Annotated in this window: 24 protein-coding genes; 21 read left to right on the forward strand and 3 right to left on the reverse strand. The window is 45.1% G+C overall.

Annotated elements, in window-relative coordinates:
• Positions 1 to 189: 189 nt before the first annotated feature.
• The 16 genes from AA84_RS17480 (at position 190) to AA84_RS0108735 (ending at position 17623) form a co-directional block, all read left to right on the forward strand.
• Positions 190 to 1173: an ABC transporter substrate-binding protein gene (locus AA84_RS17480; RefSeq protein WP_037563318.1), complete on the forward strand. Its 984-nt coding sequence runs from the start codon at positions 190 to 192 to the stop codon at positions 1171 to 1173.
• A gap of 71 nt (positions 1174 to 1244) precedes the next feature.
• A complete protein-coding gene (locus tag AA84_RS0108665; protein ID WP_236628081.1) occupies positions 1245 to 2006 on the forward strand; it encodes an ABC transporter permease in 762 nt (253 codons plus the stop codon).
• A 64-nt stretch (positions 2007 to 2070) separates the two neighbouring features.
• Positions 2071 to 2859: an ABC transporter ATP-binding protein gene (locus AA84_RS0108670; RefSeq protein WP_028976874.1), complete on the forward strand. Its 789-nt coding sequence runs from the start codon at positions 2071 to 2073 to the stop codon at positions 2857 to 2859.
• A 264-nt stretch (positions 2860 to 3123) separates the two neighbouring features.
• Entirely contained in the window at positions 3124 to 4011 is an 888-nt protein-coding gene (locus AA84_RS0108675; RefSeq protein ID WP_028976875.1) for a MurR/RpiR family transcriptional regulator, read from the forward strand.
• Between the two features lie 55 nt (positions 4012 to 4066).
• The gene (locus AA84_RS0108680; RefSeq protein ID WP_028976876.1) at positions 4067 to 5347 is read left to right on the forward strand and encodes a Zn-dependent hydrolase; all 1281 of its coding nucleotides are present in this window, start codon (positions 4067 to 4069) and stop codon (positions 5345 to 5347) included.
• 1 nt (position 5348) lies between these two features.
• Positions 5349 to 6695: an amidohydrolase family protein gene (locus tag AA84_RS0108685; protein WP_028976877.1), complete on the forward strand. Its 1347-nt coding sequence runs from the start codon at positions 5349 to 5351 to the stop codon at positions 6693 to 6695.
• Between the two features lie 23 nt (positions 6696 to 6718).
• Positions 6719 to 7924, forward strand: a complete 1206-nt coding sequence (locus AA84_RS0108690; protein WP_028976878.1) for an aconitase X catalytic domain-containing protein — start codon at positions 6719 to 6721, stop codon at positions 7922 to 7924.
• Positions 7921 to 8328, forward strand: coding sequence for an aconitase X swivel domain-containing protein (locus AA84_RS0108695; RefSeq protein ID WP_028976879.1), 408 nt, complete (start codon positions 7921 to 7923; stop codon positions 8326 to 8328). The genes AA84_RS0108690 and AA84_RS0108695 overlap by 4 nt, the downstream gene beginning before the upstream one ends.
• 14 nt (positions 8329 to 8342) lie before the next feature.
• On the forward strand, positions 8343 to 9110 hold the full coding sequence (locus AA84_RS0108700) for an SDR family NAD(P)-dependent oxidoreductase (protein WP_028976880.1): 768 nt from the start codon (positions 8343 to 8345) through the stop codon (positions 9108 to 9110).
• 188 nt (positions 9111 to 9298) lie between these two features.
• Complete coding sequence (gene hisD / locus AA84_RS0108705; RefSeq protein ID WP_028976881.1) at positions 9299 to 10576, forward strand: histidinol dehydrogenase; 1278 nt, start codon at positions 9299 to 9301, stop codon at positions 10574 to 10576.
• Positions 10577 to 10613: 37 nt separating this feature from the next.
• A complete protein-coding gene (locus tag AA84_RS0108710; RefSeq protein WP_028976882.1) occupies positions 10614 to 11579 on the forward strand; it encodes a C-terminal binding protein in 966 nt (321 codons plus the stop codon).
• Between the two features lie 34 nt (positions 11580 to 11613).
• A complete protein-coding gene (locus tag AA84_RS0108715; protein ID WP_028976883.1) occupies positions 11614 to 12627 on the forward strand; it encodes an ABC transporter substrate-binding protein in 1014 nt (337 codons plus the stop codon).
• A 66-nt stretch (positions 12628 to 12693) separates the two neighbouring features.
• A complete protein-coding gene (locus tag AA84_RS0108720; protein ID WP_028976884.1) occupies positions 12694 to 14730 on the forward strand; it encodes a urocanate hydratase in 2037 nt (678 codons plus the stop codon).
• A complete protein-coding gene (gene hutI, locus AA84_RS0108725) occupies positions 14723 to 15964 on the forward strand; it encodes an imidazolonepropionase (protein ID WP_028976885.1) in 1242 nt (413 codons plus the stop codon). The genes AA84_RS0108720 and hutI overlap by 8 nt, the downstream gene beginning before the upstream one ends.
• A gap of 39 nt (positions 15965 to 16003) precedes the next feature.
• Complete coding sequence (locus AA84_RS0108730) at positions 16004 to 16816, forward strand: ABC transporter permease (RefSeq protein WP_236628082.1); 813 nt, start codon at positions 16004 to 16006, stop codon at positions 16814 to 16816.
• A 15-nt stretch (positions 16817 to 16831) separates the two neighbouring features.
• The gene (locus tag AA84_RS0108735; RefSeq protein WP_028976887.1) at positions 16832 to 17623 is read left to right on the forward strand and encodes an ABC transporter ATP-binding protein; all 792 of its coding nucleotides are present in this window, start codon (positions 16832 to 16834) and stop codon (positions 17621 to 17623) included.
• Positions 17624 to 17796: 173 nt separating this feature from the next.
• Here AA84_RS0108735 and AA84_RS0108740 read toward each other — a convergent pair whose 3' ends face one another.
• The 3 genes from AA84_RS0108740 to AA84_RS19005 all read right to left on the reverse strand — a co-directional run bounded on the left by AA84_RS0108740 (position 17797) and on the right by AA84_RS19005 (position 19963).
• On the reverse strand, positions 17797 to 18993 hold the full coding sequence (locus AA84_RS0108740; RefSeq protein WP_028976888.1) for an Acg family FMN-binding oxidoreductase: 1197 nt from the start codon (positions 18991 to 18993) through the stop codon (positions 17797 to 17799).
• Positions 18990 to 19643 (reverse strand): TetR/AcrR family transcriptional regulator, encoded by a 654-nt coding sequence (locus AA84_RS0108745; protein WP_028976889.1) that lies wholly within the window; start codon positions 19641 to 19643, stop codon positions 18990 to 18992. The genes AA84_RS0108740 and AA84_RS0108745 overlap by 4 nt, the downstream gene beginning before the upstream one ends.
• 143 nt (positions 19644 to 19786) lie before the next feature.
• Positions 19787 to 19963, reverse strand: a complete 177-nt coding sequence (locus tag AA84_RS19005; protein WP_160168711.1) for an aspartyl-phosphate phosphatase Spo0E family protein — start codon at positions 19961 to 19963, stop codon at positions 19787 to 19789.
• A gap of 256 nt (positions 19964 to 20219) precedes the next feature.
• On the opposite strand from AA84_RS19005, the gene sigW reads away from it, so the two are divergent.
• From sigW to glmM, 5 genes are all read left to right on the forward strand, one after another.
• Complete coding sequence (gene sigW / locus AA84_RS0108755) at positions 20220 to 20798, forward strand: RNA polymerase sigma factor SigW (protein ID WP_028976890.1); 579 nt, start codon at positions 20220 to 20222, stop codon at positions 20796 to 20798.
• Positions 20795 to 21178 (forward strand): anti-sigma factor family protein, encoded by a 384-nt coding sequence (locus AA84_RS0108760; RefSeq protein ID WP_028976891.1) that lies wholly within the window; start codon positions 20795 to 20797, stop codon positions 21176 to 21178. Before sigW ends, AA84_RS0108760 begins: the two co-directional genes overlap by 4 nt.
• 162 nt (positions 21179 to 21340) lie before the next feature.
• Positions 21341 to 22159, forward strand: a complete 819-nt coding sequence (gene cdaA / locus AA84_RS0108765) for a diadenylate cyclase CdaA (protein ID WP_010024497.1) — start codon at positions 21341 to 21343, stop codon at positions 22157 to 22159.
• The gene (locus tag AA84_RS17485) at positions 22152 to 23510 is read left to right on the forward strand and encodes a CdaR family protein (RefSeq protein WP_051577886.1); all 1359 of its coding nucleotides are present in this window, start codon (positions 22152 to 22154) and stop codon (positions 23508 to 23510) included. Before cdaA ends, AA84_RS17485 begins: the two co-directional genes overlap by 8 nt.
• A 110-nt stretch (positions 23511 to 23620) precedes the next feature.
• Positions 23621 to 24976 (forward strand): phosphoglucosamine mutase, encoded by a 1356-nt coding sequence (glmM, locus tag AA84_RS0108775; protein WP_028976892.1) that lies wholly within the window; start codon positions 23621 to 23623, stop codon positions 24974 to 24976.
• The last annotated feature ends 341 nt before the right edge of the window (positions 24977 to 25317 follow it).

The raw sequence follows: 25317 nt of genomic DNA on the forward strand, positions 1-25317 counted from the left end.
TGTTGACACCCACCTGCATTCATGAATATAATTATTCACATAATCTTCTTTATGAATTAATCGATTAATTACACTTGTTTTCACATTGGTGTAGGGAGGGAAAAAACATTTATTATCAGTGAATTCATAATAATTAAATGATTGAAAAGAATGAGATGGCTGAGGACAACTATAGGAGGAAAAGTAATCATGAAAAAAATAATTGTATTGCTGGTAGCCATGTGCCTCGCTTTCTTAATGCTGGCGGGCTGCTCATCGTCATCGAGTGGGGATAAAAAAAGCTCGGAAAGCAAGTTGGTTGATCTAAAGATGGGAACTGAGGCATGGATCGGGTATGGACCTTGGTGGATTGCCGATCAGGCCGGGATTTTTAAGAAAAACGGCATTAATAGTGACATCATTATGTTTAAACAGGACGCGGATATTAATGCTGCTTTTGCCTCGGATAAGATCCAATTTGCAAATATTGCTTCGCACACGGCAATGAAAATGAAAGCCAATAACAATCTAGATCTAAAGGGCGTCGCTTTCTTGGATGAATCAAAAACTGCGGATGCCATGATCACAATGAGCAAGTACAAAGATCTAGCAGCACTTAAGGGAAAGAAAATTGCTTATGAAGAAGGAACAACTTCCGATTTGCTGTTTCGTCAGGCCGTAAAAAGTGCCGGTCTGTCGATGAAAGATTTTAATGTTGTCTACATGGCTGCATCGGACGCTGGTCTTGCGCTGCTCTCCAACAAAGTTGACGCAGCCGTTACCTATGAACCCTATATTTCAACAATTATGCAGAAAAACAAAAAGGTGCACCGTATTTATTCTGGTGAGGATTCTCCTGGCTTGATCAGTGACATGACCGTAGCCAAATCAAGTTATCTCAGTAAAAATCCGGGCATAAAAGCAAAGCTCCAGAAGGTATGGGATGAAGCGCTTGACTACTGGAAGGAACACCCTGATGAAGGAAATAAAATGGTAGCAGAAGCCTCAGGCACTTCTGTGGATGAACTACCGACAATTGTTGAAGGAATCAAGTTTTTCACGCTTGACCAACAAAAAGATGATGCGAGTTCTGGAAAATTGAGCAAAGGGTTGGCAAATATTAAAGGGATTCTTAATGGACAAAAACAGCTGAAAAAAGATCTTGACGTGGATGAGTTAATTGACATTAACTAACTCAGATTTAGTGAAGAAAAGTGACGTAGAGCATTGGAAAGGGACATGCGCTGCGTCTTTGGAGGTACATGATGCGATTTAAAGTCATATCAGTTTCGGGAATTCTTATCGTTCTCGCCATCTGGTCGTTTGTAACCTACGGCGGGTTGGTCGGCAATCTCTTTTTGCCAACACCGACAGCAGTCGTTCTTGAAGCAAGAAAACAGATTGCTGAAGGTGTTTTCTTTACGGATATATGGGTTAGTTTCTACCGGATCCTGATCGGTTTTCTACTTGCTACACTTTTTGCACTGCCAATCGGAGTCATGATGGGAACCTCTAAGACTTGGAAAGCCTTTTGGGAACCGCTTGTCGGTTTTGTACGCTACATGCCGGTTGTCGCGTTTATTCCGCTCTCGATTCTCTGGTTTGGGACAAGTGATATGCAGAAATTTTTCATTATTTTCTTCGGTGTGTTTTTTCAACAGGTAATCATGATAGCGGACAACTGCAAAACCGTTAAAAAGTCAGTTCTTGAAGTTGGACTGACACTGGGACTTAATCGGTTTGAAGTTATCAAAGATATTGTTGTGAAAGCGGCAATGCCAAATATTTGGGATACAATGCGTACTGTGTGGGGCTGGGCGTGGACGTACTTGGTCGTTGCTGAACTCGTGGCGGCCACGAGCGGTCTTGGATTCAGAATTATGCAGGCGCAACGTTACTTGTCAACAGAGACCATTATTCTCGGCATTCTTACTATTGGAATGCTGGGATTGATCACGGACATTATTTTTGGACTGCTTGCTAAGTGCATGTTCCCGTGGAATGAAAAGGAAAAAATTAATAATTAATGGTGATTTGGGACAAAGCTCCCAGTCAGGGCTGGGCACAGATCAGCCATTTATGGAGGAAATCATGAACGAACATTTATTGACTGCAGTGAAGATAAATAAAGTTTTTGAAAACAAACAGCGCCATTTTACAGCACTTAAAGATATTGGGCTCAATATCGGCAATCATGAATTCGTTTCTTTACTTGGACCTTCAGGATGCGGAAAATCGACCTTTCTCCGACTTGTTGCCGGACTCGATAAAGCGACATCTGGAACGATGAAAATGAACGGACAAACAATAGAAAAGCCGGGGCGCAATCGAGGCGTTGTTTTTCAACAATACAGTTTGCTTCCATGGCTTCTGGCGTGGCAAAACGTGGCTTTTGCATTGAAAAAGGAAAAAGATATGAGCAATACAGAGAAAAAGGATTTGGCTTATCATTTTCTTGATCTAGTCGGACTCAAGGGTTTTGAAGAAATTTATCCATCGCAAATGTCAGGCGGTATGCAGCAGCGCGTAGCAATTGCTCGTGCCCTGGTCATTAAGCCGCCGCTTTTGCTTATGGACGAACCGTTCGGAGCCCTTGATGCTCAAACACGTCGCGATATGCAGGATTTATTGGTCAGCATATTCAAAGAAACGCGTTCTAGCGTTTTGTTTGTTACGCATGACGTTGATGAAGCCGTTTATTTATCGGATCGCGTATATGTCATGTCTGCCAATCCTGGCAGAATTGCCAAACAGATCGACATCCATTTATCAGATGAGAAGGACTGGAGCATTCAATTATCTGAACCATTTATTAACTATAAAAAAGAAATCTTGATGGAACTGAAGCGGCAAAAAGATGATATGCGCCCGTCTGAATAAAGTAAGAGATTTTTGGCGCATGTTAACAAGAAAACTGAAACAGGGTCTTGCCTGTCTTGATGAATGAAGCGATCGGAGCGGCAAAGTTGTGTGCACCGCTTGACCATCAATTTGTATGTAATGAACCAATTTTTTAATTCGCATAAATTTCTAAAAATTCGTTGACAGTCCTGCATCTCAAGAATATAATTATTCACAGAAACGCATATATGAATGAATTCATTCTTGGATTGGAAAATAAATAGATTTGGTACGGTGATAACTATGGATTTTCAAACAAGCAACAAAGAATTACAGCATTTGATGGATAAAATTGCCAAGATCGCTCATGAATCGCCAACGTATGAAAAACTGGCGTACACCCTTGAAAAGGGCTATAAGCACATTATTTTCATGACTGCCTCGGAAGTTGCTGAACAAGCAGACGTCAGTCAGGGAAGTGTTTCACGCTTCTGCATTGCAATGGGGTATAAAGGGTATAACGATTTTTTGCATCATCTTCAACAATTTGTTCGAAAGGAGATTACTGCACCGCAGCGGCTTCAATTTACATCACATGCAAATAAGAACATTTCGAATATTCTCAAGCTGGAACATGAAAATATTGATGCTCTGGAACAGCTGCTGGAACGTCCAGAGTTTAAAAAAATGATTGATCAGATCATTCATGCAGACCAGATTATTCTTTTATCAGCCCGGATGTCGGCAACCTTATTATCTTATACCTACTATATATTGAACAAAATAAGGGCCAATGTCGTTCAGGTTACGCCAAACAATCCAGCCTGGGAGACTTTAGAGTTGATGGATCCGTCTCGCGTGCATATCTTCTCATTTGTTTTCCCGAGATATCCGAACAGGCTTCTTGAAAAATTGAGGCACTTGCATCAGAAAGGATTTTCGATTTCATCGATCACCGACAGCATTACCTCACCTGTTTATGATCTTGCTGATCCTGTATTGAGTGTTCCAATTACAACATCGTCGATCTTTGATATTTACAGTACGCCGATCCTCTTTTTAAATCTGCTACTTCGTGAGGTGGCAACGGCTACAGATGGGTTGGATAAACGAATGGCAGAATTGGAGGCTTTGGATAAAAGGGATCAAATCTATTATGAAACGTATCATTACGATGCAACACTAGACTAATTTTATAACGTTTCACCGTAATAGATCTGCTTCAAAGTGAAAGGAGGGTGTGTGAATGACTTATAAGACACCACAAGATCTTTATCCTGTTACGGTTAACGAAGAAAGAATTGCCAAGTACATTCAAAATCTGGCACAGTTTGGAATGAATGAGAAGGGAGGGATTGATCGTTCACTCGGCAGTAAAGCAGATATTCAGGCGCGAAATTGGCTTAAAAAGTTGTGGAAAACAGCACTAAATGCGACAGTGACTGTAGACTCAGCAGCCAACCTTTGGGCCGAACGCAAGGGTAAAGAAAAAATGAAGCCTATTGTTTTGGGTTCTCACCATGATGCGGTCGCCAATGGTGGTAAATATGATGGAGCAGTCGGTGTGCTGCTGGCCACTGAGGTGGTTCAATCCTTAAAGGAAGCAGATTATAAGCTTCGCCATCCAATAAAAATTGTTTCCTTTTCGGCAGAGGAACCGAATCCATACAATATTTCTACATTAGGCAGCCGGCTGATTACCGGTGTTCTCGACGGGAAACAGATTGGAGAGGCGACTCATCAGTATACACATGAAAAATTATCAGAAACTTTAAAAAGATTAGGGGGTGATGTGGCGGACGTAGCGAATCATTTACTAACCAGCGATGATGTAGACGTTTTTCTTGAATGTCACATTGAACAGGGGAGGCGTTTAATGGATTATGGTTCGTCGCTTGCCGTTGTTTCAACTATTACTGGAATTTATCGTGAAGAAATTACGATTTACGGTGAAGCCAATCACGCAGGAACAACGATGATGGAAAATCGTCATGATGCACTGCTGGCAGGGGCTGAGTTAAGCCTTGCCGTCGAAGAGGCCGTACTCAAGCAAAATCGAACCGACGTTGTTGGAACCGTGGGACACATGGAGATTTCTCCTAACTCGGCGAATATTATTCCGGGAACAGCACAATTAATTCTCGAAATAAGAACATCGAATGATCAAGTGCTTAAGCGCTTGATCGAACAATTGACACAGCGATGTGCTGAAATTGAAGTGAAAAGACAGATTATTATTAAGAGAAAGACGATTCTTGATCAAAAAGCTGTTCCCATGGATCCGCTGGTTCGCAAAGTTCTGCAGCAATCGATTAGAGCATTTGGAGAATCGTATTTAGATCTGCCAAGCATGGCAGGACATGATGCAGTACATATGGTGCCAGTTGCTAAGACAGGTATGGTGTTTGTACCCAGCATTGATGGAAAGAGCCACTGTCCGGAGGAAAAGACAAGAACTGAGGATATTGTTAAGGCAGGCAATGTATTGATTCAAACAGTGATCGCACTGGATAAGGAGCTCGATTGACATGAAGCTTTACAAACCGTTTTTATTGTTTGAAGAAGGACAGTTTAAATTAAACCGAGCGCTTGTGGTTGATGACGGAGGAGAAATTGCATCTGTCGGTGCGTATGAAGCACTGGTCACGAAATATCCTGGTGCAGAATTAATGGATTGGTCGGATGAAATCATTGTTCCCGGAACGGTCAACGCACATAATCATTCCTTTCAAAGCCTGCTGCGCGGACTGGCTGCAGACCGGCCGTTCCTAGAATGGCGCGATCAGGCACTTTATAAATTCTCGCCGTACCTAAAGGCGAAAGATGTTTATACAGGTGCTGTATTCGCGTTTAGCGAAATGATGAAATGCGGTGCGACGACCGTCAGCGACTATTTTTATGTTCACAATGATGGCATTGAAAGTGATGAGGCAGTCATTCAGGCGGCTAAAGATGTGGGTATTCGTTTTGTTCTGGCGCGGACGATGTATGACTGGACAGGTGCACCAGCCGGTTACGTTGAATCCGTTAATGAGGCGGTCAAAAATGTCAAGTACTTAGCAGAGAAATACGAACATGATCCAATGGTGTCGATTGTTCCTGCTCCTCACAGCTTACATGCAGCATCCGTAGAAATGGTAAAGGCCGGCCATCGTCTGGCGCAGGAATTAGACTGTCGATTCCACATTCACGTAGCAGAGGAACCCTTTGAAGTGGATCAGGTGCTACGCGATCACCGCATGCGCCCTGTTGAACTGCTCGACAAGATCGGTGTCATGGCAGACGGGCGCATGACTGCGATTCATTGTGTCTGGCTGGATGACCATGAGAAACAGCTGATGGCACAAAATCAAGCATCGCTTGTCTACTGTCCATCAAGCAATATGTTCCTTGCGGACGGGATAACAGACATTCCTGCATTGATGAACGGCGGAGTGACCATTGGTCTTGGTTCCGACGGTGCCTGCAGTAATAATCGCATCAGCGTTTTTGAAGAGATGCGGATGTGCGCCATGCTGCAGAAAGTAAGTAAATTAGATTCACTTGCAGTGAATTATCATCAGGCATTCGCGATGGGTACAAAAGGCGGTGCTGAAATTTTACAGCAGCCGATTGGCGAGCTTAAACCGGGATTCCGTGCCGATTTTGTGGCATTGAATCAAAATGATCTATCGATGCAGCCGATTTCGGATACGCATGAACAGGTACTCCCCAATATCGTTTATGCCATGCAGCCGACCGCTGTTGATTATGTTGTGGTTAATGGAAAATGCACTGTTGATCATGGCAATCTGACAATGGTGAATGAGAAACAGGTCATCCATAAAGTTCAGAATCTTATGAATGGAATTGACAAAGAAGCTTCGAAGTCATGAAAAATTTGTGAGGAGGCGATTCTATGCAGCTAACAGTTGAAGAACAAGAAATGTTGGATGGAAAATACGGCAAGGGTACACAGATTGCAATGAAAATCCAAGTTGCACTCGGCGAAGTTTTCGATGCACCGAAAATGGTCCAGGTCAGCCGGACACATGTTGCACTGAGTAATCAGGAAGCAGATCTGTGGTTTGTTGAAAAACTTGTGAATGCAGGAGCTACATGCCGGGTATCGCCAACGGTCAACCCGGGCTTTAATCTTGAATATTTTCAGTGTATTACGACCATTTCGAAGGAAGATGAACAAACAATTCGCCGAACCAGACAGGCTTATAAAGAAATAGGCGCTACACTGACTTTTGATTGTACGCCTTATCTTGAAAAGAATGTGCCACGGTTTGGTGAAATCACTGCTTTCTCTGAATCGAGTGCAACACCATTTATCAATTCGGTTTACGGTGCAAGAACAAACCGTGAATCGGCACAAAGTGCACTGTGTGCTGCGATAACCGGCAGAACGCCGCTCTACGGCTTTTTGCTTGATGAGAATCGCAAAGGGCAGGTGCTCGTCGATGTTCAAGCCGACGTGAAAAACGATTTTGATTATCAGCTGCTTGGCTATGCTGTTCCAAAGAAGCTTCAGTTTAAAACACCGGTTTTTGTCAATCTGCCGACAAATCCCTCTCCAGCAGCTTTGATGAATCTTGGTGCTCAGCTCAATACGGCAGGCAATGTACCGATGTATCATATTGTCGGAGTCACTCCTGAAGCGCGGACTATTGAAGATGCATTTCAAGGGGATGAGCCTGAACGTATCATTACGATCACACAAGAAGACTTGGATCAAGTACATGCAGAGATTACTGATCCGGTTGGGAAAATTGATTTTGCCCTATTTGGTTGTCCGCACTTCAATTTGAATCAAGTGGCACAGGTTGCAGAGTTGGTTAAAGGGAAAAAGCTTAAAGTAAAGCTTTGGATCATGACATCGTCTTTGACAAAAGAATTGGCCACGCGTATGGGCTATCTTGAAACATTGCAGGCCGCTGGCGGAGATATTGTTGATGATACCTGCATGGATCAACCATGCTGGGAATTCCTTTACGGGAAGAAAGGGGTCACTGACTCGCCGAAATGTGCTTACTACACGAAAAGACGGAATATGCAGTTTGTGATTCGGAAGGTGGAAGATTGCATTGAAGCTGCTATGAGAGGTGAAGTGTCATGAGTGAAACCTATGCATGCCATAAAGTATCTGAAGGCGTCATTGAAGGGGAAGTCCTGCTTTCAACCGACGATTTCTGTTTTTACCTTGTCGATCCGAAGACCGGTATCGTCATTGAGAAAAATCATTGTCTGGAAGGTCAGTCCATTGCCGACAAAATTCTTGTTTTTCCAAGTGGAAAAGGGAGCTCGGTTGTCCAGGCGGACGGTATGTATCAGTTGAAAATGAGTGGGAAAGGGCCGAAAGCTTTAATCATCAAATATCCGGATACGGTACTTGTTGCCAGTTCAATTATTATGGAACTGCCTGTTGTTGATCGTGTGCCGAAGGACTTCTATGAACATGTCAAGAATGGCAATCAGATCCGTGTCGATGCCGATCATGGTCAATTAACCATTCAATCCTGAACGGAGATGGGGGCATGAATGAATTATCGCTTTTTCGAATTAAAGGAAAAACAGCGCTGGTTACCGGTGCCGGAAGGGGACTTGGCAGAGGGTATGCGATTGCACTAGGACGCGCCGGATGCAAATGTATCTGTGTTGGGCGGTCGCTGGATGATCTGATTGAAACAAAACAGATCATTGAACAGGAACAGGGTGATGCGGAAGCAGTGGTTCTTGATGTCACACAGTTCAACCGACTGAAGGCAGCTGTCGATCAAATTGAGGAATGCTTCGGAGCCATCGATGTACTTGTAAATAACGCTGGAACTGAGATTGCCGAACCTTTTCTCGAGGTAACCGAGGATCATTACGATGCGATTATGGACGTCAATTTAAAAGCTGTTTTCTTTCTGACACAAGCCGCAGCAGGAAAGATGAAGACGAGAAAACAAGGCAAGATAATTAATATCGGATCACTCGGTAGTGTCATCGGCCTTCCGGGGTCATCTGTCTATTGTTCCTCGAAGGGTGCAATTACTCAGCTGACCAAAACGGCTGCGCTAGAACTCGCGCCATACGGCATACAGGTGAATGCTATTTTCCCTGGTTATTTTTTGACAGAAATGACGCAACCCTTCTTCAATGATCCTGAGCACAAAGCGTGGATTGAAAATAAAATTCCGCTTGGACGGATCGGCACGGCTGATGATCTAGTAGGAACTTTGTTGTTTCTTGCCGCACCTGCTTCTGACTATATTACCGGTCAATCGCTCAGTGTCGATGGCGGCTGGACAGCAGGATGAGAGATGAGTGACCCGTGAAGGCATTAAGAAATTATGGATTAGGGATGTTCGGGTTGTTTAGGCTGATGTACTGTTTGGTGAAGCCAAACGGATTACACATATTGTTCCGATCGAGGATGCCCCGCTTTTTATGAGCCATTGTCCCAAGGTATTTCAACGATAACTATGTATGAGAGGGTCGGTCTTTAATGGAGTGGATCAAGAAAGCAGCTAAGAAAACCTATGAACGCGATCAGCAACTGATGGATTTAGTTTCCGGAATCATAAGCAATGTACGTTTGCGCGGAGATCAAGAATTAATTAAGCTGGCTGAACAGTTCGATCATGTTTCGCTTGAATCGGTCAAGGTAAACGAAGAAACCATAAGTGAAGCCTATAAAAAGGTTGAACCTAAAACGCTCGATGCATTGAAATTTGCAGCAAAAAATATTCGTTTCTATGCTGAAAATCAATATCAATGTTTAAAAGCAATGGGAGGCTGCAACCCGGTTCCTGGCGTTACTCTAGGACATCGTCTAATCCCGGTAGAGCGTTGCGGAGCGTACATTCCAGGTGGGCGTTATCCGCTGCCCAGTTCTGCACTGATGTCTATACTTACAGCTAAAATTGCTGGAGTGAAAAGTGTTGCTGCCTGCTGTCCTCCGGCTAGGGACTATGGCACCATACACCCGGCTGTACTCGTAGCTATGGACATCGCCGGTGCAGATGAAATTTATGCGATCGGCGGCGCTCAGGCCATTGCGGCTTTGGCCTATGGGACGGAAACCATTCCGAAGGTCAATATGATCGTTGGCCCTGGGAACCGTTTTGTAACCGAAGCGAAACGTCAGGTACTGGGAGATGTAGGCATAGACAGTTTTGCCGGTCCGAGTGAAGTACTGATTCTTGCAGATGAAGCATCAAATCCTAATTTTGTTGCCATTGATTTGCTCGCCCAAGCGGAACATGATCCGAATACTAAGACCATCCTTGTCTGTACGGATCGGAAAATGATCGAGGCGGTGCAGCAGTCGCTTGAGAAGTATTCAGACGAGCTGTCAACCAATCGGATTGCCAGCCAGTCTTGGAAGGATAACGGTCAAGTTATTCTTGCTGATCATTTAGAAGAAGCGATTGCGATTGCCAATGAGATCGCGCCGGAACATCTGGAAGTGCAAACCAGGAATGCTAAGAAAGTCAGTACTAAACTGATTAACTTCGGCTCACTCTTTATTGGCGCGAATGCTCCGGTAGCATTCGGCGACTATGTCTCAGGCACCAATCATATTTTGCCGACAATGGGTACAGCTAAATATTCGAATGGTGTTTGGGTAGGAACTTTTATTAAGACGTCATTTTATCAAGAAATCACCGAAGAGGGCTGCCTGAATTTATCTGAGGCTTGCATGCAGCTTGCAAAAGTGGAAGGCTTGCATGCGCATGGAAAGTCCGTTTCTGTTCGCTTAAAGGCGTTTGATAAAAATTAACAGAATAAAAAAACAACTAATTTGGGGAGGTGATGTCTTGAAACCGTTGATTTGGATTATTGATGAGGAATGGTCGGATTACACCATTGAACAGGAACGACTGAAACAGGCTTTTCCAAACTGTGTCATTAGGTATTCGGGAAATGATTATCAAAAGGATCTTGTAGATTTTGGTCGATATGCCGACGCGATTCTTTGTCAAGTTTATGTCACCATCGGGAAAGAGACTATTGAGAAATTGGAGCATTGCAAGATCATTGCTATTTATGGGGGAGGGTATGATCGAGTAGCGGTTGATGCAGCAAAATCCAAAGGGATAACGGTTACCTATGTTCCTGGTTACTGCGTTGAGGATGTCTCTGATTATGTGATTTCTGCCATTTACTTCTTCAACAAGAATTTGCCTTATTATTTAAAAATTGCGAATGACGGCCCGTGGGGAGCGCAAGCTGCATCCGCACTCACTCCACGCATTGCTTCATCGACGCTGTTGATTATTGGTTTTGGACGAATTGGTCAAAAGGTCGCGGAAAAGGCGCAAGCTGCTCATATCCGTGTGCTTGTTCATGATCCACGCCTGAACGGTTCGGATGCCCTTGATCATGGGGTGAGGAAAGTCACACTGCAAGAGGGGTTGTCGGAAGCAGATTATGTAACGCTGCATACGACGTATACACCTGAGACCGACGGATTGCTGTCGATGCCTGAATTTAAGCTGATGAAGCCGACTGCACATGTTATTAATACTTCACGTGGGCGTGTTCTGAATGAAGGAGATTTGATCGAGGCGGTAAAAAATAAAGACATTGCTGGGGCCATGCTGGACGTGATCGCAAACGAGCCACCGAAAGGCAGTGAAGCTATTTTTTCCTGTCCAAATATTTACGTCACTCCGCATGTTTCCTATTTATCGATTGAATCGCTGACGACGCTCAAGGCGCGCGCGGTTGCGAATGTCATTACTGTGATAAATGGCGGACACTCTAAAGATGCAGTTATCTAAATTAATAGAATCATTTGATATTGGAGGGAATTATATGAAAAAGTTCGTTGTGCTCATTCTTGTCGGCCTCATGTTCGCAGCCTTGCTCCTTTCCGGCTGTTCCTCATCATCAAAAAGCGGGAGCAGTAAAAGCGGCAAAAATCAGTTTAAGGGAACCGTGAAGCTCGGCATTTCATCCTGGATCGGTTTCGCACCGATGTATCTTGCAGAGGAAAAAGGGTTTTTTGAGAAAAATGGTGTGAAAGTGAAGTTGCAGACCATTCAGAGTGCAAGCGATCGGCGCACCGCGATGGCTGCAAACCGAATTCAGGGCTTTTTTACAACGGTCGACACACATGTCATGACAGCAGCTGCTGATATCCCTGTTTATCAAGTATTGGCTTTGGATACGTCGAGCGGCGGTGATGGGATTGTTGCCAAGAAGGATATTAAATCGTTCGCAGACCTTAAGGGGAAAAAGGTTGCCATTGATACAAGCGGTGGGGCAAGCTATTTCTGGTTTATGTACATGCTTGATCAAAACAAGATGACGATGGATGATGTGAAGATTGTCAATATGAGTGCTGGTGACGCCGGAGCGGCTTTTGTCGGCGGTAAAGTCGATGCAGCAGTTACCTGGCAGCCCTGGCTGACCAAAGCTGAGAAAACGCCGTTTGGTCATGTTCTTCTTTCCAGTGATAAAACGCCGGGATTAATTGTCGATTCCCTCGGACTGCGTAAAGACTTTGTTGATGAAAATCCGAAACTGGTTCAAGGGATTGTGAACGCATGGTATGACGCACTGGATTATGCGAAAGCGCATCCTGATGAAGCCGACAAGATTATGGCAAAAAGTATGGGGCAGACCGTTGCAGATTTTAAAGCCACAGAACCAGATGTTACTTTCTATGATAAGGAAGGCAATATTAAATACTTTGGAACAAAGAGTGATCCAGGTTTGATTTACGATGTGACGGATAAAGCTGCAACCTTCTGGAAAAAGGTCAAGCTGATCAGTAAACAGCCGAAAGCAACGGATATGATTAACGGTGACTTTGTCGGTAAGTAAGCGATTTGATGACTCAGCCATTTCAGCGATGGACAGAATCTTTGAATAATAAAGGAGGCTTTTGGAATGCCTGTTCGACCTGATTCACATTATTCTTTATCGATTTTGGATGAAGGACAGCAGCTGCCTGATTATCCCGAATTTGTCGCCAACATTCGGCGTGCACCGGATAGAGGCTATGCGCTGAGCCCGCAGCAGACAAGCGTTGCGTTAAAGAATGCGCTGCGCTACATTCCTGAAACGTTTCATGAACAATTGATTCCAGAATTTCTTAATGAGTTGAAGATGCGCGGCCGTATTTACGGTTATCGGTTTAGACCTGCAGGCCGCATCTATGGCAAGCCAATTGATGCCTATCAAGGGAAATGTATGGAGGGCAAAGCGTTCCAAGTCATGATTGACAATAATCTCGATTTTGATGTGGCACTGTACCCGTATGAACTGGTCACCTATGGGGAGACCGGCAGCGTTTGCCAGAATTGGATGCAGTATCGTTTAATAAAAAAATATCTTGAAAGTCTGGAGGGCGATCAGACGCTGGTGCTTGAGTCCGGCCATCCACTTGGTGTTTTTAAAACTAAACCTGAGGCTCCACGCGTTATTCTGACCAATGCACTGATGGTTGGCGAATTTGACAACTTAAAGGACTGGGAGATTGCCGAGCAGATGGGGGTCGCCAATTACGGTCAGATGACGGCAGGCGGGTGGATGTATATCGGTCCGCAGGGCATTGTTCACGGTACGTATAACACGCTGCTCAATGCTGGGCGCGAAAAACTGGGGATTACAAATGAAGCAGATCTTTCCGGACATTTATTTATCAGTTCGGGCTTGGGCGGCATGAGCGGGGCTCAGCCAAAAGCAGTGGAGATTGCCAATGGAGTCGGAATTATTGCTGAAGTTGATCGGTCACGGATTGACACCCGTCTCCGTCAGGGCTGGGTAAATGCAGCATCGGATAACCTTGATGAGCTTTTTACGATAGCTAAGAAGCATTTGAATGATAGAACAGCCGTATCTATCGCCTACCACGGAAATATTGTTGACCTGCTCGATTATGTGGTTGCGCATGGCATCAAGGTAGATCTACTGTCTGATCAAACTTCTTGTCATGCCGTTTACGAGGGCGGATATTGTCCGCAGGGGCTTACATTCGATGAACGGACTACGATGCTGAGTGAAAATCGCGCGCAATTCAATCAGCTCGTTGATCAATCACTGAAACATCACTACGCCTGCATCAAAGCACTTGTTGATCAAGGCACTTATTTCTTTGATTATGGCAACTCATTTTTAAAAGCGGTTTACGATGCAGGGGTGACCGAAATATCGAAGAACGGCCGCGATGATAAAGACGGTTTTACACTCCCTTCTTATGTGGAAGACATTATGGGACCGCAGCTGTTTGATTATGGTTACGGACCGTTCCGCTGGGTTTGCCTGAGCGGAAAAGATGAAGATCTGCGAAAAACGGATCAGGCGGCGATGGCTTGTATTGATCCAAACAGACGGTATCAGGATCGTGATAATTATAATTGGATTCGCGACGCGGAGAAAAATCAGCTTGTTGTCGGGACGAAAGCGAGAATTCTGTACCAGGATGCAGAAGGACGGATTGCGATTGCACTGAAATTTAATGAGATGGTGAGAAGCCATGAGATCGGACCGGTGATGATCGGACGTGATCATCACGATGTGAGCGGGACGGATTCACCGTTTCGAGAAACGGCCAATATCAAGGACGGGAGCAATGTGATGGCGGATATGGCGGTACAATGCTTTGCAGGCAATGCCGCCCGCGGGATGAGTCTTGTTGCGCTCCACAATGGCGGCGGTGTGGGAATTGGCAAATCCATTAATGGCGGCTTCGGTTTGGTGCTTGACGGCAGCACACGTGTGGATGAAATCATTAAGCAAGCAATCCTTTGGGATGTGATGGGCGGTGTCGCACGAAGAAACTGGGCGAGAAACGAGCATTCGATGGAAACAGCCATTGCATTTAATCAGAAATACAAGGGGAAAAATTATTTGACGATCCCTTATCTGGTCGATGAAGAACTGCTTGCTAGACTGAGCGGAATTGAAGGCACGAGCAATGAATAAGCGAATCGTTCTTCATGCGTCGGAAATTGCAACGCCGACAGGGACAAAAGCGCGTGTAGGAAAGGAAATGTCCCGGATTAAGACAATAAAGGATGGTGCGATTGTCATTGAGGACGGCATGATTGTTGCCGTTGATACAAGTGATGCGATCATGTCCCGGTTTGACCTCAATCAATACACGCTCACCGATGCCTCGGGTAAAAGTGTTGTTCCAGGTTTCATTGATTCCCATACGCATTTCATTTTCGGAGGTTTCAGACCCGATGAGTTCTTAATGCGTTTGTCCGGCAAGTCCTATATGGAAATTATGAAAGCTGGAGGAGGAATTGAAAATACGGTTCAAGCAACACGTGCAGATACTTTTGAATCGCTCTATAGCAGCGGCCGTCAGCGACTGAATGGCATGGTTCGTTTGGGGATCACTACGGTTGAAGGGAAAAGCGGATACGGACTCGATATGGAAACGGAACTACGCATGCTTCGCGTGATGAAACAATTAAATGCTGACCACCCGGTTGATGTTGTGTCCACGTATCTAGGGGCACATGCGATTCCTCGCGAGTTCAAAACCGACCACCAAGCGTATATTCAGTTTATGATGGAAAAGGTCATTCCAAAAATTGCTCAGGAGCATTTAGCGGATTTCTGTGATGTCTTCTGTGAAGACGGTGTTTTCTCCATTAATGAATCGCGCCAATTATTAAATAAGGCAAAAAAATATGGATTATTGCTGAAGATTCATGCGGATGAAATAGAATCAATGGGCGGAGCCGAACTGGCGGCTGAGGTTGGCACGGTTTCTGCTGACCATTTGCTAGAAGCCTCTGAAGCGGGAATTCGATCGCTTGCTGAAAAAGGAATTGTCGCCACGTTGCTTCCGGCAACTGCTTTTTGTTTGAATAAGCCATTCGCCGGTGCACGCAAAATGATTGATGCGGGCTGTGCGGTTGCTTTAGGCAGCGACTTTAATCCCGGCAGCTGTTTTACTTATTCTGTGCCGCTTATTTTTGCGCTTGCGGGGATTCACATGCAGATGAGCAGCGAGGAAACGCTGACCGCATTCACTTTGAATGGGGCAGCGGCATTGAAACGTTCCGATACGATCGGCACCATTGAATCCGGAAAAAGAGCTGATCTTGTTTTGCTTAGCTGTCCAAGCTACAAATATCTTATTTATCATACAGCCATGAATTGTGTCCATACAGTAATCAAGAATGGACAAGATGCGTTCTGAAGAGAATGTTGATCGGAAGGAGGCCGTGAGGCCGTGAGAATGAATAAAAATGGAAAAAAACCAGGTATATCGCTGAAAAGGTTATTTACACCAATGACAAACATCAAGCACAGTTTGTATCTAACATTAGGAGTCATCGGCTTCTTTGTTGTATTGGCAGTCTGGGGTATTCTGACGTACGGGGGGATGGTTGATCCTATATTTCTTCCTACGCCAACGGCTACCTATGGAGCTGCCGTTGATCTGTTCACACAACTGAATTTTACTCATGATATATGGGTAACCGTTCTTCGCGTGCTCGTTGGTTTTCTTTTGGCAGCTGTGATTGCGGTTCCGCTGGGCATCATGCTTGGCACCTATAAGCCGATTGAAGGATTTCTCGAGCCACTCATGTCGTTTGTCCGCTATTTGCCGGCATCTGCTTTCATTCCCCTTTTCATTCTTTGGATTGGGGTCAGCGAGTCACAAAAAATAGCAGTCATTTTTATGGGGAGTTTTCCGCAGTTAATTCTAATGGTTGCAGCGGCTACAAAAAGCGTCCAGACCGATCTCATTGATGTATCCTACACACTTGGTACATCGCGGGCAGCAGTCTTATGGCGGGTGATTTTACCGGCTAGTATGCCCAGTATTATGGACTCTTTGCGCATGGTGCTTGGCTGGGCCTGGACTTATATTATTGTTGCTGAGTTGGTGGGCGCATCTTCCGGAATCGGATATATGATTATTCAATCGCAGCGAATGCTGAAAACATCCAATATTTTTGTCGGCATCCTGATTATTGGGCTGATCGGCCTTATCTTTGATTATCTATTCAAATTTCTGTCAAAACGATTATTCCCATGGAGCTAAGGAGGATGAGCGCACATGAGTAAACCCGTTCAAAAACTCGTGATCTCAAGTCTGTCGAAAACATTTAAGCAAAAGGAACGGACAATTCAGGCGCTGAGCGAGATCAATCTTGAAGTGAGAGACAAAGAATTTGTTTCAATTCTTGGCGCATCGGGATGTGGGAAATCGACCTTGCTTCGAATTATCGGTGGGCTCGAAACACCTTCTGAAGGAACCGTGTTGATTAATGGAAGCGAGATCGTGGATCCAGGTGCTGATCGAGGGATGGTTTTTCAGTCGTACACCCTTTTTCCATGGTTAACGGTTCAAAAAAACATAGAATTCGGTATGCGTGAAAAAGGAATGCCGGCCTTAGAGCGAGCAAAGATTGCTGAAGAATATATTGAGATTGTTGGATTAAAGGGGTTTGAAAATGCATATCCTAAGGCGTTGTCTGGGGGAATGAAACAGCGCGTTGCTATTGCACGTGCACTGGCAAATGATCCTGATGTGATTTTGCTTGATGAGCCATTCGGCGCGTTGGACATGCAGACACGGAGTCTGATGCAGGAACTACTGCTAGATGTTTGGCAACGATCTCAAAAAACCGTTATTTTGGTTACTCATGATATTGATGAAGCAATTTTTATGGCTGACCGTGTTGTTGTTATGGAATCGCGCCCTGGAAAAATAAAAGAAATAATACCAATTGAATTTCCAAGACCAAGAGATTACCATATTAAAACATCCAAAAAATTTCTTGATTATAAGGCGCAGGCGGTTGAATTAATTAGAAACGAAACGTTAAAAGGCATGAATGCGCTGTAAGCAGTTCATTCGCAGTAATTAATTAACTAAGTACACTAACAGAAACCTATGGCGGTATCCCGCTAGGCTCCATAAAAAAGAACAACGGAGACTTTGCCGATCGGGCAGAGTCTCCGTTTGTTTGCCGTTCAAGTGTTCTCTTTTGATCGTTTTCATTTAATTCCTATATGTGTTTAGTGCTTGATTAAATCGATAATGTCTCGACGCATGGATTGCGGGACGGTTTTCGTTGGTGTTCCAATGCGTACGAGCATCTGAATGGTTTGACCGTTTGGCGCGTATAAATGATGGATGTTCTGATAGGGATCGTGCATCTCCGGATATTCTTCCAATGCCTGGCTGACCGGTTGAACAGCGAGTCCGAGATGGGCGGCGGTTAGTGTCAGACGGCTGTAGATCATACCGCTTTTTACTTGGCTTGCGCGGCTGTTCTCCTTTGTTGTGATCATTGCATAGGCAGGCGTGTGATCAAGCGCGGTTCGCGTGGATTGAATCATCAAATCAGCAGAAGCTTTGTCGCTGTTCAGGAATGGAAACAGGGTGATCAAGCCTTGCATGAAGTAAAGCTTGAATCCGGATGTACCTTGCCCTTCCAAGGAAAATCCGTAACGTGTTTGGTTTTTCTGGTATTCGTTGGCCCGGAAGATTGCTGCGGCTTCATCCATCACGCGTTTGGTTTGCGCTTCAATCTCAGCGCTATCCATAGCGATTTTTCCGAGCGTTTGCACGTTCTTGCGGTCTTGGTAAACATGCGTTTCAACGTCTTGTGAATCTCCGAGCGCTTCAATCGCAAGCGTTTGTGCGGCGGTTAACTTTTTTGATTGATAAGCCTCTCGATTTGTATCGGGAATATAGATGCTATTAAAGAGCGGAGACGGTTTGGGTGCTGCTTTCTTTAATTGAATTTTGGCAACGGGCTGCACGGTCATGCTGTGCTGAAGATGGTTTTCATCATAAGTGCCTTTGGGGAACAGGGTGATGGAGACCGAAAAGCCGATGGATTGCCCGGCGACGGCAACATAGTCGAGAAAGGTACCTTGAGTGACCATCAGCTGCCGCGCTTCAGGATCGGCTTGCAGCGACATGCGTTCTGGGTCGGCGAACAAATAAAAGGTCATGGCATCCTTTTTGTCCAGCTTAATGATCCAGGGCTGCATGTTGTGCCCGTTGGCTGCGAGCAGACCGTAGGCAGCGAGGCGGATGCGCGGATCTTTAAAATTTTTGGCGTATGTTTTGTCCCAAGGCTGAAGATAGGTTTTCGTCTGGAAAAGTCCTCCGGCGGCAAACAGGACGACTAGAAAAAGGAAGAGAGTGGCGAGCAGGCAGGCAGCGAGAATCAGCATGTTTTTTTTCACACCTTCTGTTTTCATTTTAATGAACCTCCGGAATTGTTTCGGATAGAACGCATCATCAGCACAAACGCTTGGTTGATCAGGGACTCAGGTGAGATGGCATGATCGTTCTCCAAATAATTTTTCTTCAGTTTTGCTGTACGCAGCACGCCGCTCATGGATGACCAGAGGATCATCGCTGTCAGCGTGACATCTTGATCGATTTGAAGCACCCCTTCATTTTTACCTTCCTGTAAAAGGGCGGTGAACTTTCCGAGCACAACTTCCCCAAGCGCATAACATTCCTCTTTTGAGGGGTCCGGCACACTTTGCGTAAAATCAGTCGTGCGGTTTTCATAGGAGAAAATCGCTGAGAAGTACTGCGGGTACATTTTACTGAATTGGTAGAAGGTATCTGCCATATGTCTCAGGCGTTCAATGACCGATGCGGTCTGAGGGGCTTCATCAAGCAGCGCAATCAACTTTTGGTAGCCGCGGATCATAATCTCGAAGTAAATCTGTTCTTTACTGGTGAAATAGACGTAAAGGGTGCGTTTGCTGAGGTGTGCAGCAGCACGCAAATCGTCCATCGTAGCCTGTTCGTAGCCTTTTGAGAAAAAGAGTTGTTCGGCTGCGTCGATAATGGTGGCTTTCTTCCGTTGCTTTTCTACCTCTCGTTTTGACGCCAATTTTTTTCCTCCCTTTGACAATCGAAAAAGTAAACTATTGGTTTACTTTTATTGAATAGAAAAAGCCTGCTCCTGTCAAGAGGAACAAGCATTGTTTGGTTAAAGAATGTGTCATTTATGGTATACTTTTAATGTCTGCAGGATTATTGGCAGACCGTTTTTGAATGGTGTTGAAACAGTCTTGCGTATTGATTGAGTAATTGGTCAAGACATTGACTGATTCCTTGAATTTTTGGCGAGGTTAGTGGCTCATCTGCTGCAGCACGTATCATCCTGGTTCTCAGGACTTCGATTTGACTGATAAGTTCTTGCTTGTCCATTGGTCCACCTCCAGGCTTTATGCTTGCTTTAGTATAAAGATTACCCCGAATTGCATAGTTCAAACAAATATGATTCTCTTGCGGATGACCGCCGTATCCTTCCGTTTGATCACGAATAACAGCACAGAAATAAGGCAATGAATGAGCTGTAAGAATAAGTCGAAAGCACTCATTTTTAATCATTGCCTTGATACAACAATGAAACTTGATATAAGTATCTTGCGTAGTTAATAATGCTTCAAACAGAGAGGTAACTATGGATCAAACAGAGAAGCGACTGATTAAAAAGGTTAAAAAAAGAGATCATCAGGCTTTTGCCCTACTCGTTGAACGGTATAAAAACAGTGTGTTTGCCATCTGTCTGCGTATGGTAGGCCAGGTACAGGAAGCAGAGGATTTGTCACAGGAGGCTTTTATTCGCGCCTATAACCATATCGACCAGTATGATCAGGAGCGAAAATTTTCAACGTGGCTGTTTCGGATCGCAACGAATCTGTCGATCGACTTTTTGCGTCGCAGAAAGAACACGGTTTCTCTTGATGCGTCTGTACCGGGGACGGAGGAGCTGACTTTAAACGCCATTCTCCCGGACGAAGGCGAGCATCCTGAGGAGCGCATCTTACGCAAAGAGACTGAAGCGTTCGTACAGCATGAGATTGACAAACTGCCGGAGAAATACCGGTCAGCAGTGGTACTGAAATATATTGAAGATTTAAGCTTGAAGGAAATCAGTGAAATTATGGAAATTCCAGTTGGAACAGTGAAGACACGAATTCACCGTGGCCGAGAAATGCTGAGAAAAAATATGACGGTCAAGGGAGGCAAACAAACGTGAGCTGCTCAAGTGTAAAATATCTTTCATTAATGAATAAAGTATTGGATCAAGAAGCTACAGATCAAGAGAAACAGCAATTGTTTGAGCATTTGGCGAGTTGCGATACATGCCGAATTCATTTTAATGAACTTAAGGCGTCGACCGAGCTGCTTCGCCGACTTGCCCACCCGCAATTGCCGGCTGTATTTACGAAAACTGTGTTAGAACAATTGCCCCCTGAGAAACGTCACGCAATCCGGCGCTGGGGCAGCCAACATCCGGTGCTTACAACGATGGCGATTTGCGTGGTACCGATGTCACTGGTAATGATTGGTGCCCGCCGGCAAGTGCGCGAAAAAAATAATTATGTTCTAATCAAAGGTTTGGGGGATCAAACCTGACCAGCTTGTTTCATTTTTTCAAAAGTGTGTCATAGATATAGAACGATTCAGTATAAAATCTGATTCGAACTTAAGATTGGATGTTTAAGTCGGAATGATCGAGTAAAACTAAGATGGTCGGTACGAATTGAGAACGATGGTTGATTTGGAGGATGAAAAGCGATGCCTTTGTGGACTCATATTAACATATTGAACTACTTAACAGACATCATCGACATTTTGATTGTCACTTATGTGATCTACAAAGTGATTATGATTATTCGAGGCACAAAGGCAGTCCAGTTGGCAAAAGGGATCCTTGTGATCGTTGCTGTGTGGTTTCTAAGCAGCTTGTTTCAACTGCGTACGCTGGAATGGATCTTGAACAATGCGATTACCTACGGATTGTTCGCGATCATTGTTATTTTTCAACCGGAGCTGCGCCGTTTGCTCGAGCAGCTTGGACGCGGACGCTTATTTTCCAGAGGGACCCAGGTTGAGGAAGAACATAAGCAAATGGCCGATGCTATTGTTAAGGCAACCTCCTATATGGCCAAGCGGCGGATCGGCGCCCTTATGTCGATTGAACGCAAGACGGGACTTAATGAATATATCGAGACAGGGATTCAGCTTAATGGGAATTTGACTTCACAACTGCTTATCAATATCTTTATCCCGAATACGCCGCTTCATGATGGCGCTGTCATTATCCGCGGTACAGAGGTTGTCGCTGCCGCCTGCTACCTGCCGCTGTCCGAGAGTCCGTTTATCTCAAAGGAACTAGGGACAAGGCATCGTGCGGCGATGGGGGTCAGCGAAGTCACCGACTCATTGACGGTCGTTGTTTCAGAAGAAACGGGCGGAATCACCGTGACCAAAAACGGCGAGATGTTCCGTGAGATTAGCGAGGAACGCTTGCAGGAAATGCTTCAACATGAGCTGGACGAGTCGGATAATCAGTCGCCGGTTCGCTGGAATTGGAGAGGAAAGCACAATGGATAAACTATTTAATAACAATTGGTTGGTTAAAATTATATCCTTTGTTCTCGCTCTAATGCTGTATGGGGTTGTTTCCGCCGGAGACGGCGGAAACGCGCCGGGATCAACAGCCAATGTGGCGGTTAACCCTACCCAGCAAACGACAGTCGTGAATGAGAAGCTGGCGATCCGCTATGATGAAAGCCAATATGTGGTCAGTGGTGCACCGCAAACAATTAATGTGCATTTGAACGGTTCCAATGAGTCGATTCTTAAAGCGAAGCTTCCGAGCACCAAAAGTGTTTACTTGGATCTGACCGGCATGAAACCTGGTACCTATGACGCTCAAGTACACACACGCGGTTTCCCCTCCGGATTAACGGTCCTCCCATCGCCAAAGACGGTTCGCGTCACCATTCAAAAAAAGACGAGCAAAGAGCTCCCGGTTGGTGTAGACGTCTTGAACAAAGATGCGTTAGCGGACGGCTACTCAATCGGCGATCCGGCGATTGACACGAAGACGGTTACCGTTACCGGTGGTGAGAATACTGTGGATTCCATTGCCTTTATCAAAGGTGTGGTCGACGTTAAAAATGCGGCGGATACCGTAGACAAAATGATCAGCCTTCATGCGTATAATAACAACGGCGATCAGGTTGATGTCACGATCAAGCCATCATCGATTCATGTCCGGGTACCGATTGAGCAGGTTTTGAAAAAATTACCTATTAAAACGGAAACAACCGGGACACCGGCAAAGGGATACGCGGTTTCCTCGGTGGAACAATCGACAAACGAAGTCGCTGTGACCGCACAGGACAGTGAAGCACTTAATCGAATTAAAGCGCTCGATCCTTTGTCTGTTTCCGTTGATGGATTGAAAAAAGATAAAACATTTTCTGTATCTGTACCGGTACCCTCTGACGCAGAGTCTGTAGATCCTGAGAAGATTGAGGTCACGGTTCATATTGAACGTGAAGACAGCGATGAAACAAGTGCCGAGTCAGAAGATCGCTCCGCTGATTCAAGTACGGCAGCAGTAAATTCAGAAAGCGCGGATTCAAGCGCCGATTCAACTTCTAATTCGAGTACGGACAAACAAACAAAAGATTTTACGAATATCCCAATTAAGGTCACTGGACTTGAGAACGGCAAAACCGCCTCTTTTGTTAAGGACGATCAGGTAGCTGTTTCTGTTTCCGGAACAGAAGACGATTTGAATCAGCTGACAAAAAATGATTTGGAAGCGGAAGTGGATCTAAGCGGCCTTGATTCAGGGACACACAAAGTACCGGTCACCGCGGTCACCGTCAACTTGTCAGATAAATATAAGATAAAGACACTTCCGGAGACCGTCAGTGTGCGTATTAGTTAACGAATAGGGTTCTTTGTGTAGGGGATGAAACACCCTTTGACAGAATTCAATCCTGAGTTTAAAATAAAGCGGCGGAATTTGGACGAGGAAAGATAGGAGCGATTGATATTATGGCAAAGTACTTTGGAACGGATGGAGTCAGAGGCATTGCAAATCTCGGTTTGACACCCGAATTAGCATTTAAGTTGGGTCGGGCCGGCGGTTACGCATTAACGAAGACGACTGAGCATCCGAAGGTTCTGGTTGGCCGGGATACGCGCATTTCCGGTTATATGCTCGAAAGTGCGCTTATTTCCGGTTTGCTCTCCATTGGCGTCGAAGTTATGCGGCTGGGAGTTGTCTCAACGCCAGGTGTCGCTTACTTAACGAAAGCCATGGATGCCAGCGCCGGTATCATGATCTCTGCATCACATAATCCGGTCGAAGACAATGGCATTAAATTTTTTGGCAGCGATGGTTTCAAGTTAAGCGACGAAGTGGAAGCAACCATTGAAACCCTGCTGGCAAAAGACAAAGATGATCTGCCTCGGCCAATTGGCGGCGATCTGGGCGTCTCCAGTGACTACTTTGAAGGTGGTCAGAAATACCTTCAATTTCTGAAGCAAACGATTCAAGAGGAAGACTTTTCAACCTTCAAGATTGCCTTGGATTGCGCGCACGGATCAACGAGTGCACTCGCACCGCATCTTTTTGCTGATTTAGAAGCAGACATTGTAACGATTGGGACATCACCGAACGGGAAGAACATTAATGCCGGTGTCGGATCAACGCATCCGGAAGCCTTGTCGGCGCTGGTCGTTGAAAAAGCAGCCGATGTTGGTTTAGCCTTTGACGGCGATGGTGACCGTTTGATTGCTGTCGATGAACTTGGCAATATCATTGACGGCGATAAGATTATGTACATCTGCGCAACGTATTTAAAATCAAAAGGACGCTTGACGAAAGATACATTAGTAACAACTGTGATGAGTAATCTTGGTTTATACAAGGCACTTCAAACACAGCAAATTGAAACGAAGCAGACGAAAGTCGGCGACCGGTATGTTATGGAAGAAATGCGTGATGGTGGTTATGTACTCGGCGGAGAGCAATCCGGACACATTATCTTCCTTGAGCATTCAACCACCGGCGACGGCATGCTGACGGCGCTTCAGCTCGTGAACATCATGAAAGTAACCGGCAAAAAGCTGTCCGAACTCGCTGCGGGTGTGAAAACCTACCCACAGAAGTTGGTCAACATCAAAGTTGCCGACAAGTTCCACGTCACCGAAAATCCTGAAGTAGCTGCGGTAATTAAGGATGTAGAAACGGATATGGCTGGTGACGGGCGCGTACTTGTACGGCCATCAGGAACAGAATCCTTGATCCGCGTTATGGCTGAGGCTCCAACTGAGGAAGTCTGCGATGCCTACGTGGAACGGATCGCGCAAAAAGTTGTTGAAGCGATCGGCGGAGAGATTCAATAACACGGATCAGCAGCAGTCAGGGTCAAGGTTGACTGAATCAACCGTATATCAGAGTGAACGTAAGGAACCAAGGCCAGCCCAGTTTTCTGAATAAAAGGTGTGAACACCATGATTTTCGCTGTGTGCGCCAATATTATTTTAAAGCGGTTACGGGACGGCCCTGTGCTGCATAGATATACCATGTAAGTTCAAAGAACTCCATGCTCAAAAAGGATTGACGCGCCTTTTTGTTTCAAGTAATATGTGGTTGTAACTCAAGAAGGAAAGTGAGGATTGGGACAACTGAATAGAAAGCGCCTGGACTATTCCAAAGGACGGAGAAAGACCGGAATAGTTGACGA

It is taken from the genome of Sporolactobacillus terrae DSM 11697, from assembly GCF_000648615.1.
GTDB classification, from domain to species: domain Bacteria; phylum Bacillota; class Bacilli; order Bacillales; family Sporolactobacillaceae; genus Sporolactobacillus; species Sporolactobacillus terrae.